General features: G+C 38.4%; 13 protein-coding genes. 6 read left to right on the forward strand and 7 right to left on the reverse strand.

Annotated elements, in window-relative coordinates:
* Positions 1–86: 86 nt before the first annotated feature.
* The 3 genes from AC1F25_RS05685 to AC1F25_RS05695 form a co-directional block, all read right to left on the reverse strand.
* On the reverse strand, positions 87–2,402 hold the full coding sequence (locus AC1F25_RS05685) for a cation-translocating P-type ATPase (protein ID WP_002344126.1): 2,316 nt from the start codon (positions 2,400–2,402) through the stop codon (positions 87–89).
* A gap of 187 nt (positions 2,403–2,589) precedes the next feature.
* Positions 2,590–3,450: a DUF368 domain-containing protein gene (locus tag AC1F25_RS05690; RefSeq protein WP_002309619.1), complete on the reverse strand. Its 861-nt coding sequence runs from the start codon at positions 3,448–3,450 to the stop codon at positions 2,590–2,592.
* A 57-nt stretch (positions 3,451–3,507) separates the two neighbouring features.
* Positions 3,508–4,140, reverse strand: a complete 633-nt coding sequence (locus tag AC1F25_RS05695; protein ID WP_002320675.1) for a lysozyme family protein — start codon at positions 4,138–4,140, stop codon at positions 3,508–3,510.
* 165 nt (positions 4,141–4,305) lie between these two features.
* On the opposite strand from AC1F25_RS05695, the gene AC1F25_RS05700 reads away from it, so the two are divergent.
* Positions 4,306–5,067, forward strand: a complete 762-nt coding sequence (locus tag AC1F25_RS05700; protein ID WP_002313891.1) for an alpha/beta fold hydrolase — start codon at positions 4,306–4,308, stop codon at positions 5,065–5,067.
* A gap of 25 nt (positions 5,068–5,092) precedes the next feature.
* The gene (gene mprF, locus AC1F25_RS05705) at positions 5,093–7,684 is read left to right on the forward strand and encodes a bifunctional lysylphosphatidylglycerol flippase/synthetase MprF (protein ID WP_002313892.1); all 2,592 of its coding nucleotides are present in this window, start codon (positions 5,093–5,095) and stop codon (positions 7,682–7,684) included.
* Between the two features lie 188 nt (positions 7,685–7,872).
* Here the strand turns inward: mprF and tuf are convergent, their stop codons facing one another.
* On the reverse strand, positions 7,873–9,060 hold the full coding sequence (gene tuf, locus AC1F25_RS05710; protein WP_002289463.1) for an elongation factor Tu: 1,188 nt from the start codon (positions 9,058–9,060) through the stop codon (positions 7,873–7,875).
* A gap of 367 nt (positions 9,061–9,427) precedes the next feature.
* On the opposite strand from tuf, the gene AC1F25_RS05715 reads away from it, so the two are divergent.
* The gene (locus AC1F25_RS05715) at positions 9,428–9,784 is read left to right on the forward strand and encodes a YxeA family protein (protein WP_002309624.1); all 357 of its coding nucleotides are present in this window, start codon (positions 9,428–9,430) and stop codon (positions 9,782–9,784) included.
* A gap of 196 nt (positions 9,785–9,980) precedes the next feature.
* Here AC1F25_RS05715 and AC1F25_RS05720 read toward each other — a convergent pair whose 3' ends face one another.
* Positions 9,981–10,985, reverse strand: a complete 1,005-nt coding sequence (locus AC1F25_RS05720) for a nucleoid-associated protein (RefSeq protein WP_002290131.1) — start codon at positions 10,983–10,985, stop codon at positions 9,981–9,983.
* A 165-nt stretch (positions 10,986–11,150) separates the two neighbouring features.
* Between AC1F25_RS05720 and AC1F25_RS05725 the strand changes: the two genes are divergently transcribed.
* The 3 genes from AC1F25_RS05725 to AC1F25_RS05735 all read left to right on the forward strand — a co-directional run bounded on the left by AC1F25_RS05725 (position 11,151) and on the right by AC1F25_RS05735 (position 13,154).
* On the forward strand, positions 11,151–12,002 hold the full coding sequence (locus AC1F25_RS05725) for an aldo/keto reductase (RefSeq protein WP_002309625.1): 852 nt from the start codon (positions 11,151–11,153) through the stop codon (positions 12,000–12,002).
* A 16-nt stretch (positions 12,003–12,018) separates the two neighbouring features.
* Complete coding sequence (locus AC1F25_RS05730) at positions 12,019–12,264, forward strand: hypothetical protein (protein WP_002309626.1); 246 nt, start codon at positions 12,019–12,021, stop codon at positions 12,262–12,264.
* Between the two features lie 185 nt (positions 12,265–12,449).
* Positions 12,450–13,154, forward strand: coding sequence for a hypothetical protein (locus tag AC1F25_RS05735; protein ID WP_151668739.1), 705 nt, complete (start codon positions 12,450–12,452; stop codon positions 13,152–13,154).
* A 181-nt stretch (positions 13,155–13,335) separates the two neighbouring features.
* On the opposite strand, the gene AC1F25_RS05740 is transcribed toward AC1F25_RS05735, so the two are convergent.
* Positions 13,336–14,703: a phosphatidylinositol-specific phospholipase C domain-containing protein gene (locus AC1F25_RS05740; RefSeq protein WP_479994322.1), complete on the reverse strand. Its 1,368-nt coding sequence runs from the start codon at positions 14,701–14,703 to the stop codon at positions 13,336–13,338.
* 159 nt (positions 14,704–14,862) lie between these two features.
* Positions 14,863–17,304, reverse strand: coding sequence for a hydroxymethylglutaryl-CoA reductase, degradative (locus AC1F25_RS05745; protein WP_080491747.1), 2,442 nt, complete (start codon positions 17,302–17,304; stop codon positions 14,863–14,865).
* Between the last annotated feature and the right edge of the window lie 61 nt (positions 17,305–17,365).

Consider the following 17,365-nt stretch of genomic DNA (forward strand, 5'->3'; position numbering starts at 1 on the left):
GATTTTAAAGGACACAATTATACATGTTTGATTGTATCATATTTCAATTCTTTTTCAAGTATAACACATTTCTATTTAATTAAGCATCAATTTGCTACTCTTTTCAGTAGCTGATTTTGAATATCAGCCTTCCAGTACAATAATCGAAGGACAATATTTACGATCATGAACATAACGAAGTATCCTATGGTTTCTCCTAAACCTAAGTTTACTTCCAAAATTCCGTGGAACAGCATCGCAGCTACATATATCCCTACGATTGTTGTTACTGCTAAGAATATTCGCAACGGGTTGAAAGGATAACAAGCTTTTACAACTGCCATGCAGCTGATTCCAATTAGCAAGTAATACATCAACGTAGTGGTTTCACTACTTCCCCACGCGAACGTTTTTCCAAGTAGATACACTGCTATGATATTCACTACTACAAGCAAGGCATTCGGCAAAGCGTTGATAAGTGCAGTAGGCAAGTAACGGTAAGTGATTTTGCGTTTATCTTGTTCAAATGATAAAAAGAAGGAAGGATACCCTTCAATCGCCAAATCAATCAGCGTAATCTGGATAGGGATAAATGGAAATCCAATAGCTGTAACGGCACAGATAATCGATAAAATAAAAGAATAAATCGTTTTGATGAAAAAGATACCGGAGACTTTCGTCACATTGTTGACTACTCGACGTCCTTCAAACAGGACTTCTGGCAATGTCGTAAAATCAGAGTCCAACAATACTAGATTAGCAATTTGACGTGTCGCTCCGTCACCTTCTGCCATGGCGATACTGCAATCTGCTTCTCTTAATGCCAAAACATCATTCACGCCGTCACCTGTCATCGCAACCGTTCTGCCGCTATCTTTTAATTCATTTACCAGTAACTTCTTTTGCTGAGGACTCACTCGACCAAAAACGGTATATTGATGCGCGGCTTCTCGCACGTCCGATTCTTCAGTAATCTGAGAAAGGTCGATATACGCATCATAATTCGGTAATCCTGCACGTCTAGCAATATTGGAGACAGTAAATGGATTATCTCCAGAGATTACTTTCAGGTCAACGCCTTCCTCATGAAGATAAGCTAGTGTTTCTGGCGCATTTTTTCGGATTGGATCATCGATTTCAAACAGAGCAACTGGCTCAACAAACGCGGGGGTTTCTTCGTTTAATTGCTGATTTGGAGCAATCCCCAACATAAGGACGCGATAGCCATTCGCTTGAGCTGTTTTTAGACTATCTGGCAGCCGCTCTTCTTCCACCAAGCGTTCAGGTGCTCCTACGTATACGACTCCTAATTCTGGAAACTCCATCGCACCCCATTTGCGATCAGAAGAAAATGCGACTTTGTTTGTTACATCATAACGATTAGAAAGCTCAAAATACTCTCTCATCGCCCGCATGGTGATGTTGTTATCACTGCTTTCTGCAAGATACGTTCCCATAATTTCTGGAATAGCTTTTTCATACAGCGGATGTAATGCTTCTACACGCTGGATACTCATTTTCCCTTCAGTAATGGTTCCTGTTTTATCCAAACATAATGTATCGACGTGAGCAAGTGTTTCAATGGAATACATGTCTTGAACAAGAATCCGTTTTTTTGCCAGTTTTGTTACACCTGTCGTTAACGCAATACTTATCAACAATACTAATCCCTTTGGAAGCATCCCTAACAAAGCTGCTGCAGAGGCAATAACTGAAATCTTGATAGAAGCATCGCGAATGAACAGTGCCTCCAAAAATAGTATGATCCCTAAAGGAATAATCACGAAACTAGTGAACTTGGATACTTTACGAATCGAATCTACAAGTTCAGAATGAATAGCTTTGTGGGTTTTTGCCTCGCTAGTCAAGCGGACAGCATAATTATCTGCCCCTACTCGGATGACTTCAGCCATGACAGAACCACTTGTCAAAAAGCTCCCAGAAAGCAATTCAGCTCCAGCTTCTTTGACAATCAAGTCAGATTCACCTGTCAAAAGAGCTTCATTTGCTTCTGCCCGTCCTGATATGACCTGCAAATCGGCTGGTATCTGTTCTCCAGCTCCGATCTTTACCAAATCTCCTAATACCAGCTCTTTAGTAGAAATCGATTGTTCTTTACCGTCCCGAATCACTAGTACTTCTGATTGGGAAACAATCGATAATTTTCGTACAAGATTTCTTGCATGTATTTCTTGATAAATTCCAATAACGATATTTACGATAATAATTGCTAAATACGCCATGTTGGAATAAGCACCTACAAATAACAGACAAATTCCGATACCAAAGTTCAGAAAATTGAATAACGTCAATATATTATCGCTGAATATTTGCTTTGTACTTTTTGATGCATCTTCCTGGTAGTCATTTTGCTGGCCAGAAGCCATTTTCTGAACTACTTCTTGCTGTGTAAGTCCATTCATTTTCTTTTTCTCCATTTTCCGCCAACTTTCAAAAATAATCACGTGTTTAAGTCTAGCGTGTTCCAAGATTAAAAACAACTTGTTTTTATAAAATTTATAGAAAAACACACGAATGATTCTTACGAAAAAGATGCTGACCTTTTTTGTATGAATCACCCGTGTGTTGTTTTTTATTATCGAACTATCTTTACTTATATTGTTCTTCCAAACGGCTCATCCACCATCCTAGTGCTGTACCAGCTACAAAAAGAACAGGACAAGCTAGCACTCCAGCGACTCCCAATCCCGCGTAATCAGTAGGGATGATCATAATCGTTGAAGCAAAAACGACGCCTAAAATAAAATGGAATAGCTTACTGTATGCCTTTGAGAAAATATAATCCATGATTTTTGACAGGCCAAGGACACAAAGAACCCCACCAATTCCAATCGGCAAGATGACTTCAAACCGAACTTCTTTAAATCCGTCAGCCATCGCTTTGTACAATCCCATATATACCAAAAAATTAGAAGGACTCAATCCTGGGACAATCATACCTAAACCAATCAATCCGCCGGCGATCAGCCAAGTCCCAAAATTCTGATCGACTTGTCCATCAAATAATCGAGCACCGTATAATAAAAACAAATAAGCCAGAACAAAAGTAACAACCATGATGATTACATCAGAAGTATCTCGTCCTTTTTTTCCTGCTTCTTTCCATAACGCAGGAACAGTTCCGACGATACACCCAACAAAAAACCACAATATTGTTGTTTCATACGCCCCTAATAAAAAACTGACTAAAAAAGAAAGTAAAAAGATGCCTGTCACTCCGCCTAGACCAACAGGCAGGAAAAACAAAACATTTTCTTTGAAATTTTTTGTGATATGGGCTAGAAAAGAAATCAGTCGCTCATACATGCCAAAAACAGCTGCTAATGCACCCCCGCTGACCCCCGGCAAGATAAATCCTGAACCGATAAACATTCCCTTCACAAACCGCAACATCCAATCTTTGGTTGTGTACCCCACTTTTTGATTTTCCATTTTTTGCCTTTTTTCCACTATTTGCGCACTCCTTCTTTCAGCTCATTTTATTATGTTTGGATATTTCCTACTCGTTTATTTAAAGACTTTTTCGTAAGTCTCTATTATTTTTTCATTCATTTTGACAATATCAGGATAAAACATATTACCTCCATTATGATAGAGATAGCCGCCGTTGTAAAGCAAGGACTGGATCCGCCAATAGCGGTACTGTTTTCCTTCTTCATTTCCTAAAAGTGGGCTCAACACATCTTTAGAATACGCTTCTGCTAGTTCTACTGTGTTTTCTCCGCCATGATTTTTTACATAGGCAATATAATCTTTCCCAAAATTATACGCTTGGACAGCAGTCCACAGGTCACATCCTTGTTTTTTTGCTTCCATTATCATCTCCGCCAAATATTTGACCCCTTGATCAATACTGTCAGCTGGATTATCAATGACATCGGCTTCTCCATGCAAACTCTCTGAACTCTGCATGAGATCTGTGCCTTTTCCTTTTGATTCGGTCAAGATTATTGCCTTGATCAATTTTTCGTATGCTTCCATATGATAATTTTTTGCAGCTGTCGTTATTTCTATTTGATAGCTTTCCACCCGTTTTACCGAGCGATAAGTTCTTCCTCCTAAAAACAACACCGCACCAATGACCGTTAGAATGATCATGTAAAAAAGAATACGGATAATAGATAATCGTTTTCGCTTCATTTCATCACCTAGTTATTTTGACATCTTTTTTATCTTACTATTTCTTTATCTTCTTGGCTATTTCTTCCTTAAATTCTGTGTACACCTTAAGAAAAAATGAATTTTCCTGTGTTTTTTATCATCTTACGAAAATGATCGTTGTTTTTCAGTAAAAACAATTGCCCAATGACTGTTATAATCGTTATACTTTACACAGTAGGTGATTATGTGAAAAAAGAAAAGAAATATGCAAAAATGTCAGACGGGAGCAAAATTTATTATGAAAAGAGTGGTCAAGGCTTCCCACTCTTTTTACTGCATGGCAATGATGGCAGCGGCCGCTTTTTTTCAGAACAGGTTCCCGTACTTGAACGCTACTATACCGTTTATCTAGTAGACAGCAGAGGACATGGCCGTTCAACAAATGAAGCATCTATATTGAATTTTCATTTGATGGCTGAGGATCTGAATACGATTATGTTGCTAGAAAAAATCAATCAGGCAGATTTTCTTGGATTTAGTGATGGCGCAAATTTGGCATTGGTATTTGCTAGCAGCTTTCCTCAAAAAGTTCATCGACTGATTTTAAATTCTGGAAACACGCTAGTTAAAGGTGTTCGTTTTTCTGCCAGAGTCATCAGCAATTTTCATTATGCATGGGTATGGTTGCTCTCTTTATTTCGCCCAAGCCTTCGCAAAAATCTGTTAGTTATTAAACTATTGCTACATGATATCGGCCTTACAGAAAATGATTTAAAAAAAATCAACTCCCCAACATTAATTATTGTAGGAAAAAAAGATGTAATCAAGCTGAAACATTCTCTGTATATAGCTAAAACTATACCAAAAGCTTCTTTTGTACTTGTAAAAGAACAAGGACATGAATTAGCTAGAAAAGATCCTGAACGCTTCAACCGAGAAGTTCTTCAATTTCTTTCTGAAACATAATTATTAGGAATAGAAGGTGATTTATTTGTTAAAAACTACCATACAATGGCTGAAAAACCATCTAGGACTGTTCAAAACAATCTTTTTGATTTCTGTCATTGTCATTATTGTCGGTGAATTGATGTCCATCGGTAAAACTCTATCTATCCAGCAATTAGGAGAAACGTTTGCCACTATACCTATTTGGAAAAGCGGACTTATGCTGTTGATTGGTCTTGTCTCTGTGTTACCTATGATTGGTTATGATATTATTTTGAATCGGATGCTTGAACAAAAGCAGAATCCTCGTTACTTGTTTGAGACAAGCTGGCTGATCAATACAATCAACAATATTGCCGGTTTCGGCGGGTTTGTTAGTGTGGGGCTTCGCTCTGAACTATATGGACAAAAGAAAGAGAGCAGAAACGTGATCCAAGCATTATCGAAAGTTTTCTTGTTTTTGATGGCTGGACTTTCTATTTACAGTCTGCTTTCTTTTTTACTTGTAGTCTTCACACCAGTCGCTCCTTTCTTGAAGCAATATTGGATATGGCTGATTGGCGGTGGTCTGTATTTTCCTGTTGTCTTTTTATTCACTACTTTCAAAAAGAAAGGATTCCTTGGTGGTACCTCACTTAAAACGCAAGGACAGCTCTTGCTTGTTTCATTATTGGAATGGTCTGGTGTCCTGTTCAGTTTCCTTTCTGTTGGTTACCTAATGGAAATCCGAATCGATCTGTGGCAAACGATTCCGTTATTCATTGCTGCTTCAGTGATAGGGATCGTGTCTATGATTCCTGGCGAGATCGGCAGTTTCGATGTGATGATGATTATCGGATTATCTGCTATTGGTGTGCCAAGAGAAACAGTCGTTGTGTGGATCTTGCTTTATCGTCTGTTCTACTACATCATTCCGTTTTTGATTGGAATCGTCTTTTTCTTCAAAAATATCGGTTCCACTTTTGATCAGCGTTATTCAGGTATCCCTAAGCAGTTAGCAACAGAAATCGCGCATAAAATCGTGGTTGTACTTTTATACTTTTCTGGAATCATGTTGGTACTTTCTGCCACTATTCCGCAAGCTTTTACAGAGTTTCGCTGGCTTCATAGTTTGAACCCATTGAAATTCCACTTTATTATCCAGTTTCCTAGTATATTATTAGGATTTCTTTTGATTGTTATGGGGAGAGGGATCGCTGCACGCGTAAAACGAGCCTATCTGCCTACAATTTTCTTGATCGCACTCGCTTTATTTTATGTTTTATTAAGCGATTTTAGCTTCACACCGGTGATTTTCTTGTCTATTCTGTTTCTGATCATTCTTGCGTCCAAAAACGAACTGTTTCGGGAACAACTCATCTATTCGTGGGAATGGCGTACGATCGACGGAATCATTATCGGTGCATTGACATTGCTTTATATTGTTATTGGTGTATACAATCTGCCTGATTTTCCACATCGGCGTCACCATTTTATTTCCTTTTTCTTATTCCCTTCTGAAAAGATTTGGTTTTCAGGGTTGTTGGCCATTATCGCCGTTAGTTTCATGATCGTTCTATTTGTCCATTTTCTTCAAGGAGAAAAGAAACAGATTGGCGAAGCCTTTAATGAAGAAAAGGCACTGAAGATCCTCACAACTTATGGAGGAAACTCCGACAGTCAATTGATCTTCTTAAAAGACAAGCGGATGTTTGTCTACGAAAAAGACGGTGAACCAACTGTGCTTCTCCAATTCGCTTGCTTCAATAATAAATGCGTCGTAATGGGCGATCCTTCTGGTAAGAAAGAAGATTTTCCAGAAGCAATTGAAGCTTTCATCGAAGAGACAGACCGATTATGTTATTTACCTGTTTTCTACGAAACAAGCGAAGAGATCGTTATGATTTTGCATGAATTCGGCTATGACTTCATTAAAATGGGGGAAGAAGCTTATGTAGACCTGAATAGTTTTACAACATCAGGGAAAAAAATGAAGGGCACTCGGGCTGTCTTGAACCGAATTGAACGAGAAGGATTTACATTTGATGTCTTACAACCGCCATTTTCTGCTGAGCAAATGAGTATTTTCAAAAATATTTCTGATAATTGGTTGGGTTCACGAAAAGAAAAAGGTTTTTCTTTAGGCTTTTTCTCTGAAGATTATTTACAAAGAGCGCCTATTGCTGTAGTCAAAAATACTCAAGAAGAAATTGTCGCTTTTGCGACGATCATGCCTACTTACACGAACAACAAAGTAGGAACGATCGATTTGATGCGATATGATCCCAAAAAAGCACCTTCCGGCAGTATGGATTTCTTGTTCCTGCATTTGTTTGCTTATATGAAAGAAGAACATATCCAATGGTTCAATTTAGGGATGGCCCCTCTTTCAAATGTTGGTACTTCCAGAAAGAGTTTTTTACAGGAAAGAATTGCTTACTTGGTTTACGAGTTTGGCTCTCATTTTTATTCTTTCCATGGATTAAGAGAATACAAAAGCAAGTACGCTACGAACTGGGTCTCACGCTACACCCTATATTCGCGAGATAGCTGGATTGCATACGTTATGATTGCCTTGCTGATTATTGATAATGCGCCAGTTGAGCAGACACAAGGTCGAATAAGTGGTTTGAAAAAATGGATACGAAGAAAGTACTAAAAACTGCGTATTGTAAGGAAACACTCACAGTATAAATAAAAGAGACTGAACCAAAGCGTGAGGTACGGCTCCTACCCTCTCTTATTGTACAATTGTAGAACAAAAAAAGCGGTCAAAACAGGATTTCTGTTTTGACCGCTTTTTCATTTTAAACATTTTTCATTGCCAAAATATTCGAGTCGCGTTTCTTATGCTTCGATTTCTGTAACGATACCTGAACCTACTGTACGGCCACCTTCACGAATCGAGAAGGTCGTTCCGTTTTCAACAGCGATTGGGTGGATCAAGTCAACATCAATCGTCACATTGTCACCAGGCATGACCATTTCTGTATCTTCTGGTAACGTGATTGTTCCAGTAACGTCAGTTGTACGGAAGTAGAATTGTGGGCGGTAGTTGTTAAAGAATGGTGTATGACGTCCACCTTCTTCTTTGGTCAACACGTACACTTCAGCTTTGAATTTTGTATGTGGAGTAATGGAACCTGGTTTAGCAAGTACTTGTCCACGTTCGATATCGTCCCGTTGGATACCACGTAACAGTACGCCGACGTTATCTCCAGCTTCCCCGTAATCTAACGTTTTACGGAACATTTCTACACCTGTGACAACTGCTTTTTGTGTTTCAGGTTTGATCCCTACGATCTCTACTTCATCACCGACACGAACAGCACCGCGGTCAATACGACCTGAGGCAACAGTTCCTCGTCCTGTAATGGAGAAAACATCTTCCACTGGTAATAGTAATGGTTTATCTGTATCACGTTCTGGCGTTGGGATATATTCATCCACTGTATCCATCAGTTCCATAATAGCAGCTTCAGCATCGGGATCGCCTTGCAATGCTTTTAATGCGGAACCTTTGATCACAGGAGTGTCATCGCCTGGGAAACCATATTCGCTCAATAACTCGCGAACTTCCATTTCTACCAAATCAATCAATTCTTCATCATCGACTAAATCTACTTTGTTCAAGAAAACAATTAGGTATTTTACACCAACTTGACGTGACAACAAAATGTGTTCACGTGTTTGAGGCATCGGACCATCAGTTGCAGAAACGACTAAGATGGCACCATCCATTTGGGCTGCCCCTGTAATCATGTTTTTCACATAGTCCGCGTGTCCTGGTGCATCGATATGCGCATAGTGGCGTTTTTCTGTTTCATATTCTACGTGTGCGGTATTGATCGTAATTCCACGTTCACGTTCTTCTGGAGCTGCATCAATACTAGCATAGTCTTGAGGATTTGCTAGGCCTTTTTTGCCTAATACTGTAGTGATCGCAGCAGTTAAAGTAGTTTTCCCATGGTCAACGTGTCCAATTGTACCAATGTTAACGTGTGGTTTACTTCTGTCGTAATGTTCTTTTGCCATAATTTACAAACCTCCTAAATAATATAGATCACTGAAGGATTTCAGCTCTCACTTTTTTATTATAGTCTTTTTTTGAATAAATCAAAAAGAATACGTCCGGCTTACTTTTTGTAAGATTCGAACTAAGCTTATTATACGTCAAAATTGGTCAAAGTCAACTAAGAGCACTCGCCTATCTTACACACGAAAAAAGTACCTTTTATAAATAAAAAATTGTGTTTTTTGAGAAAAGCTTCAAGCTAGTCCTTACCTTTCTTTTGAAGCAATAAGAACAAAATGAGGAAAAGTTTAAAATTCAGCTGTCGCCAACAACTTTCAATAGACGAAATCTTCTATTTCGTTAATAATAAGAGGAGAGGTGAAGTACATGAAAAAATTAATTGGCGTACTTGTCGTTTTAGGCATCTTTCTCGGCGGAAGTTTTGCAGCTTATCATTATTTTTACGGCGGTGAAGCCTATTATACAAAAATCACGACGAATGGCGAAATATCAGCTATCCAAGCAGATAACGGAGAGAAATTCACGACTTATACCTACAAGCAAGCGGCTTATAATAAAGATGGAGAAAAAAAACAAGTGACGCTTCGCGAAAAAAGAGAACATCCATTAAAGATGAATGCGTATCTTAAACTCAAAGTCAATCCTCGTAAAGGTGTATTAAGCTGGGAAGAAATAAAAGCTTCTGAAGTTCCTAAAAATGCGGCAGAAAAAATCGATCAATAATCGATGGTCTTAAAATTTTATTAGATAAAAAGAGGATGGGACAGAAGCGTTTATACGTTTTTAGAGCGTGAGACAAAAGTGTTCTTTACTTTTGTCTCACGCTCTTTTTTTGTTATATTCGTCTTTTCAGATCCTTCTCATGGACCATTCATTCAACTAAACATCGGTAGTTGAACATCTAATGTTCCAGTCACTTTTATAAACGATTTAATACTTCATCCACATTTTTGATCATCACAGATATCGTACCATCTGGATTATTCACAAATTCAATCAAATCTGGGTTGCGATACACATCGACTGGTACAATCAGTTCGATTCCGTTTGATAGTTTAAATTTTTGTTTTCCAAATTTTTTCTCAGAAATTTCTTGTACTTCTTTTACAGGAGGTGCTTCTGGGACAAACCCTTGTTCCTGTACTTCTTCTTTAAAAGCCAGTTTTGCCGTAATGTTTTCCTTGAAGACTTTTTCTGCGATCATCTCATGATCCAACCGTCCTTTTTCTTCTATCGTGTCATAGACAGCTTCTTTTAAATCAGCCATGATATCAAATTCTTCTGTCTCGAATTTTTTTCCAAGATGCTTGGCTACTTTTTGGATCACTTTTACATTTTCTTCTAAAGAAGGTGCAGGAACACTTTCGATCACTCTTCCAGAAAAATAAAGCTCTTTTTTACCGGAAAACTCATATTTTTTTTCAATCAATTCATAGGTCCAATCGGACAAGTTCACCGCGAAGGCTTCATCTGCTTTTTGTGTTTTCGCGCCTAGTATTGCTCGGTTCAAAATCAAACGGTTGTCAATTCCTACTTCGTCTGCTTCAACAAAATGCGTATAAGCCTCACGATAATTGACTTTCAATAAAGATAAGTACATCACTGTATCTAATTCATACAAAACGACAAATACATCTGCACTTGGCGCCTCTTCACTTTCTTGGTAAATATCGAACCATCGCTGAACGATTGCTTCACTTGCTTCCACAAAATTTTCTTGAGCGATTTTAAGTGATTCAACGATCATGCTTTCTTCTGCCAATTGTCCAGTTTTCGTTTGGGCAGAAGAGATTTTTTGGATTTTCTTTTGAAGAAAATCACGAATATATTCTTTTGTCAGATCCAGCTCTTTTTGCGAAAAGACCGGCGAACCCGTCTCTCTGTCAATAATATGCAGGATTGCTTTTTTTAAATAGATATCCATTTCCTCATTCCCTTCTGTCTTAGTTTACGGAAAAAAAATCAAAAATACCAGAATCAAAATCATTTTCTTTTAAACAAAAATTTCAATAGTAGAAACAAAATGGATTCTTTTTTTTGGAAAATGCGCTAAACTTATAGATGAACGAATAAAAAAGGAGCTGAAAGTATGAATTCATTAACAAGCACGTATCGTCTATCAAATGGTTACGAAATTCCAGTAGTAGGATTCGGCACATGGCAAACACCTGATGGGGATGTCGCTGTTTCCTCTGTTAAAGAAGCACTGGCTGCAGGTTATCGCCATATCGATACTGCCCAAGGATACAAGAATGAAGAAAGTGTCGGCCAAGCGATTAAGGAAAGTGGCATTCCTAGAAAAGAGATCTTCCTAACAACAAAATTATGGAATGCCAATCACAGTTATGAACTTGTGATGTCTTCTTTTGAAGAATCATTAAAGAAACTTCAAACAGATTATGTAGATCTGTTCTTGATTCACTGGCCAAATCCAGTTGCTTTTCGTGATAATTGGGAACAAGCAAACGCAGATACATGGCGTGCATTTGAAGAACTGTATGAAGCAGGTAAAATCAAAGCAATCGGTGTGAGCAATTTCTTGCCCCACCATCTAGATACACTTGCTAAAACAGCAAAAATCATGCCAATGGTCAATCAGGTTTTCCTTGCACCGGGTGAATTGCAGCCAGATGTAGTTGAGTATGCAAAAAAACATGAGATGATCCTTGAAGCATATAGCCCATTAGGCACTGGTAAAATCTTCGATGTCCCTGAAATGAAACAAATCGCTGAAGCGCATGACAAGACGATCGCACAAGTCGCTTTACGTTGGTCGTTGCAACACGGATTCCTTCCTCTTCCTAAATCTGTCACACCAAGCAGAATCAAAGAAAATACTGAACTGTTTGATTTTGAATTGACAGAAGAAGAAATGAAACAAATTGATCAGTTAGATGGTGTAGTTGGCAAGGCAAAAGACCCAGATACTACCCAATTCTAAGACGAAAGGTGATTTTATGGATCCAATCGAACGCTTGAATTCTCTCTCGGAAGACGTCATTCAGACTTTTCATTCCGATTTTGTCTTTTTGATCGATGCAGAGAAGATCCAACATTTCCCTGCAAGAAACTGGACACATGATCAAATCATCGAAGAGCTGAAAAAACGGTTCAATCATTCACTAATGGTCACAACTTGGCACGAACATGAAGTCATTTATTCACCTGAGTTACCTATTTTTGCCTTGATACCGAAAAAATAAAAAGATTGGAACAGGTTATCTATCCACATAACCTGTTCCATTTTTTTATTTTTCTTTCAAAAAATGGAAAAATAAGCAAATTTTTCTGTTGTAATTTGCGTATACGCAAGTTTTTTTGCATTACTCCTTTTCATTTGGCTTTTTTTTTCTTATAATCGAAAGGGTATGAGCGAAGGAGAGAACATATGAAGAAAAAACAGAAACAAAAATTATTAAATCAATTCCGTCCTTCATTGGATGGTGTAAGAGGACAGTTATTCCGTTCTCTAGAAAATGAAAGCTTGAGACGTTATGGTTTGCCATTACAAGTCATGCTTGATCCCAAAAACCGTCAAATCTTAACGATCGGATTAGCTGGAAAAACAAATGAAGATACACGAATCAATGTGCCTATCGATGATAATTTCAATACTGTATTAAAGCGGATCCGTTCAGGAGAAAACGGTATTTTCGAACGATTCCGTGACAATCTTCTTATTGAGATCGTATCTTACTGGAATGATCAACGTTTGAAAAACGATGAACCAACTGCACAAGCCGTTGCAACACCAGTGACAGAAGAAACAGTCAGTGTGCCAGAAGAAAAAGTGGAAGAACCAAAAGCGGACACAACTGAAAATACACGCTCAACTGATACGAATGCCGCTTTAAGTTTTGCTGATTTTTCAAAAGCTGTTGCTGAGTATCCTAAATTTTACACAGAACAAAATGAACAAGAAGTAGTTATTTATGAAAAAAATGCTGATGAACCTCGTAAGTTAGCAACTATTTCTATGACTGCTGAAAATGAATTTGCCATCGAAAAAGCACTTGAACGAAAATACAAAGTCAAATTGGCTTTGATTCCTTTAATTGAACAATTTGCAGCGACAGCGATTGCGGAAAGATAGAAACATTCAACTGTAGAAACTGTTGAAGTTAATCCGTTGGTTGAATAAGAAACCGCTTGGTAGGTTAAACAAATGCCAAGCGGTTTCTTTATAGTCATATAGTATTTTTTATTATTTCGTTCCGTTGAATAAATAACTAATGATCAACAATTAATGAATTCGCTATGATTGATTTTCTTTATCAATCTTCTCTATGGATCACAAATCGTTGTCTTTGTATATGAGCGACTGGCGCAGTAATCAATTCTTGATTATTGTTGTATACGCCATCTCTTACTTCTAGTATTCGGTTACTATGAGCATTTTGCAAATAATACACATCTCCTAGCATATGCTCTAGCCCAGACGATAACAATCGCCATCTTGCACGATTTTGTATACTTGGCTGGTTCGTTACATCTATACCAAAAGAACTATTTTCTGCTAACACATGATCCCTGTTACGTTGACTTCGCAATATGTATGCTTTACTCGCAACATCATAATCTAAGTACCACTTTTGATTTCTACTCCCAGCGTTATGGTAAATGATTCCTCTGTTATTTCCTTGATTCCAATCCACAACTTTTGAGGTATCTGCTTCACATTGGATAGAAGTGATATATCCATCGTATTTCCCTTTGCTTTCACGGTCTTTCAATAAACGATGATTGATATCGATGATGGAATTAACGAGCCACTCACTTGGATAGTCGATAGGTACGATTCCCGTATGTTTGATATTTCTATTTATTATCCGGTAAAAAGAAAAATGATTGATTACATCTGCGTATCCCCATACACCATTCCAAAATCCATTTGCACTTAGATAATTGATATATTTGACACCATTTATTCCTCTGCTTTGGTGTGCCTTGTCGAATTGTTGCTCGACGGCCCACCGTTTATCATTTGGATTCACTGGATTCCAATAGTCTTGTATATCAAAACTTGACGGATAAGGGATTCCGACATTATTTCCCAAGAAATTACAAAAAATGACGATTTTTCCTCGTGTCTCTCTAAGAGTCGGATTAGCATTTCCATAATAAAAGTAATCTCTCCAACGACTATCTTGTAAATATCTTGTATTAAGAATATGGTTGAATGTATGGTCATTTACACTACTGTATTCTTGTTTCAATCTCATATAGACTACTTCTCCAGGATTGTCACGAAGAAAGGCCACTGTTTTATTAAGTACATCACCGAAATTCTGGTTTAGATAGTACCTGTCGTGATGCATCGTAAAAGCACCATCAATAGCACGCGCACGTATATCTAAAAAACGTATTCCATTGTCAAGCTGCTTGCGGATATCGATACTTTGTTTCTTTACGTATCCACTTGCTATACCTGAGAACGTTCCTGTTGCTGAATTATGGGTCCCTGGAATAGATAATTCTGAAAGACGTACATTATCATTTAATTCACTCATCCAATACCGATTATATGTACGTGCCGACCAATCTCCACCATTTATATGTGCATAAGACATTGGTGTTTTATATCCTAGTAAAAATAAACCGAAACAAATACACAATAGTACAGTAAATTTTTTCTTATTCATAAGTTCTCCATTCTTTTCTATTTTGTGCGCACACCTAATTATAGCTAGAAATATATTTTAACAATGAACACATTTTTCTCGTAAAAGAAAAAAAGACAAGATCTACAGTAACTAAAATAACTGCAAATCTTGCTTTATTCCTCTAAAGATATTGTTCTTTTATTTTTCCCGGATTTTTTCCAATAGTTGTATAGCTGTCTGCTGATTCATCTTTTCTGCTTCACGTAATTTTTGCGCAACTTGCTCGATTTCCTCACCAACTGCCCCAATTGAGATCGCTAATGAACGAGCTTGAAGCCCCATGTGTCCTTTTTGGATTCCTTCTGTAACTAATGCTCGCAAAGCAGCAAGATTTTGAGCTAACCCTACAGCAGCCATTACTTGTGCTAGTTCCTTGGCTGAATCAACATCTAGCATAGCTAAGGATACTTTAGCTTTTGGCAAGATATTAGAAGCTCCGCCTACTGTGGCCACAGCCAAAGGTACCGTTAACTTCCCAACTAGTTTATTTTCTTTAATCTGCCAGTCTGTTAATCCTTGGTATAATCCGTTTCTTGCCGCATAGGCATGGATCGAAGCACTTACCGCACGTGTATCATTTCCTGTAGCTGCTACTACAGCTTCTATACCATTCATGATTCCTTTATTATGCGTCGCTGCACGATAAGGATCCAGCTTCGCATACTCCCCTGCTTGTTGGATTTTTTTAGCGATTTGTTCACCAATTTCTTTGCTTCTCCCTAAGCGTTCAAAGGGAATTTCACAACAGGCAGAAGCCAACGATTCTGTAGCAAAATTACTTAAAATACTGAATAGAATCTCTTCCTCAGGGAACCATCCCCGTAATTTGTCTGCTACACTCTCAAGAATCGAGTTGATCATGTTGGCACCCATTGCATCTTTTACATCCACTAAAAAATCAATAGATAGGTAGGCATGGAAACTTCCCATAAATTCCCGTGTAGAGATATCTTGAACACCGCCCCCGCGTTTCACGATGGAAGGATAGCTTTCATTTGCACAAAGAATCAGTTCTTCTTTTCGATGATTCACTGCATCGATCACTGCTTGATACTCCGATTTTCCTGATAGAACGATTTGTCCACGCATCAACCGTTGAGGTGTTTCTGCACAGATATCTCCACAGATTTTTGCGCCATTGCTTGCAGCTGCAATAACAGATGGTTCTTCTGTAGCCATCGGGATCCATTTTTTCTTGCCATTGATTTGGAAATTTTGTGCAATGCCCATTGGGATCTCCACTTCGCTCACTTGGTTTTCAATCATGTGATCTGAGAGCTCTTCAGAAAGTGTTTGTTCCTCAAAAATCAGTGCATTTTCCTGTGTCAATACACCTTTTTCGACTAATTGACTGCGCCGTTCAGATGGCGTGAGCTGATAGAACTTTTTTTTTTGCAAATCCTCACGTGTTTGCTCCGTATTCGCTTCTAACAAGACTGCCAAGCCTAAACCTCCACCAATACATAATGAAGCAACACCGTATCTCTTCTGCTCACGAAGCAATCCGTAAGCTAACGTGGTCAAAATCCGTGCACCGCTTGCCCCAATTGGATGTCCTAATGCGATTGCTCCTCCATAGATATTGACCTTTTCTTCATCTAACTGTAGTTCTCTATTGACCACAATAGATGAAGCCGCAAATGCTTCATTGATTTCAAAAAGATCGATCATTGGTAAAGCTATTCCTGCTTTATCTGTCAATTTTTGAATGGCTGTGATTGGAGCGATTCCCATGATGCTTGGATCAATACCAACTTCCGCTACTTCTTTGATGGTTGCCAAATAAGGCAGATTATTATTCTCTGCGTATTCTTTGGATGCAAGGATCACCACTGAGGCACCGTCATTCAATGGAGAAGCATTGCCTGCTGTTACTGTTCCTTCTTCCGAGAATACTGTACGTAATGTACCCAATTTTTCCAATGTACTATTTCCACGAACTGCTTCATCCTCAGATAACACGTCTTCAGCAGAAATCTTGACCGGAATGATCTCCTCAGAAAATACGCCAGCTTCAACAGCTTGAGCTGCTTTCAACTGGGATGCCAAGGCATAACGATCCTGCTCTTCTCTGCTCACAGAAAATTGAGTTGCCACATTCTCTGCGGTTAATCCCATATGTGTATTTGAAAATGCGTCAGTCAATCCGTCATTGACCATACTGGAAATTGGTTCGCCATATTCATTTGTTTCTGACTGATAGGGTTTCAGCATAGGTGCTTGTGACATACTCTCTGTTCCGCCGGCTACCACAAGCTCTGCTTCACCTAATTGGATCAGCTGGCGTGCTAAAATCACTGCTTTCATACCAGATCCACAAACTTCATTGATTGTCATTGCAGGGACATCCACTGGGATACCGCTGTTCAAAGCAATTTGTCTAGCAACATTTTGACCATTACCAGCCTGCAGGACATTTCCAAATATTACTTGATCTATTTTATCTTTTTTCAGTTTTGTTTTATCTAATAATTCTTTGGTCACAAGTGTGCCTAATTCAACTGCAGTAAATGAACTTAAACTTCCGCGATACTTTCCTATTGGCGTTCTTGCAGCATCTATCATTACGACTTCTTTCAAGTAAGCCACCTCCTACAAAAATATACCATTCTTTGCTATAAAAACAAATAGCTCTTGTTCC

It is taken from the genome of Enterococcus sp. M-BR2 (genome assembly GCF_056612775.1).

Bases quoted from the DNA above. Each gene is read 5' to 3' on its own strand.
- AC1F25_RS05715 (WP_002309624.1), top strand. From the start codon at position 9,428: ATGAAAAAATTAATTGGCGTACTTGTCGTTTTAGGCATCTTTCTCGGC.
- AC1F25_RS05695 (WP_002320675.1), bottom strand. From the start codon at position 4,140: ATGAAGCGAAAACGATTATCTATTATCCGTATTCTTTTTTACATGATC.
- AC1F25_RS05685 (WP_002344126.1), bottom strand. From the start codon at position 2,402: ATGAATGGACTTACACAGCAAGAAGTAGTTCAGAAAATGGCTTCTGGC.
- AC1F25_RS05730 (WP_002309626.1), top strand. From the start codon at position 12,019: ATGGATCCAATCGAACGCTTGAATTCTCTCTCGGAAGACGTCATTCAG.
- AC1F25_RS05740 (WP_479994322.1), bottom strand. From the start codon at position 14,703: ATGAATAAGAAAAAATTTACTGTACTATTGTGTATTTGTTTCGGTTTA.
- AC1F25_RS05720 (WP_002290131.1), bottom strand. From the start codon at position 10,985: ATGGATATCTATTTAAAAAAAGCAATCCTGCATATTATTGACAGAGAG.
- AC1F25_RS05735 (WP_151668739.1), top strand. From the start codon at position 12,450: ATGAAGAAAAAACAGAAACAAAAATTATTAAATCAATTCCGTCCTTCA.
- AC1F25_RS05700 (WP_002313891.1), top strand. From the start codon at position 4,306: ATGACTGTTATAATCGTTATACTTTACACAGTAGGTGATTATGTGAAA.
- tuf (WP_002289463.1), bottom strand. From the start codon at position 9,060: ATGGCAAAAGAACATTACGACAGAAGTAAACCACACGTTAACATTGGT.
- AC1F25_RS05725 (WP_002309625.1), top strand. From the start codon at position 11,151: ATGAATTCATTAACAAGCACGTATCGTCTATCAAATGGTTACGAAATT.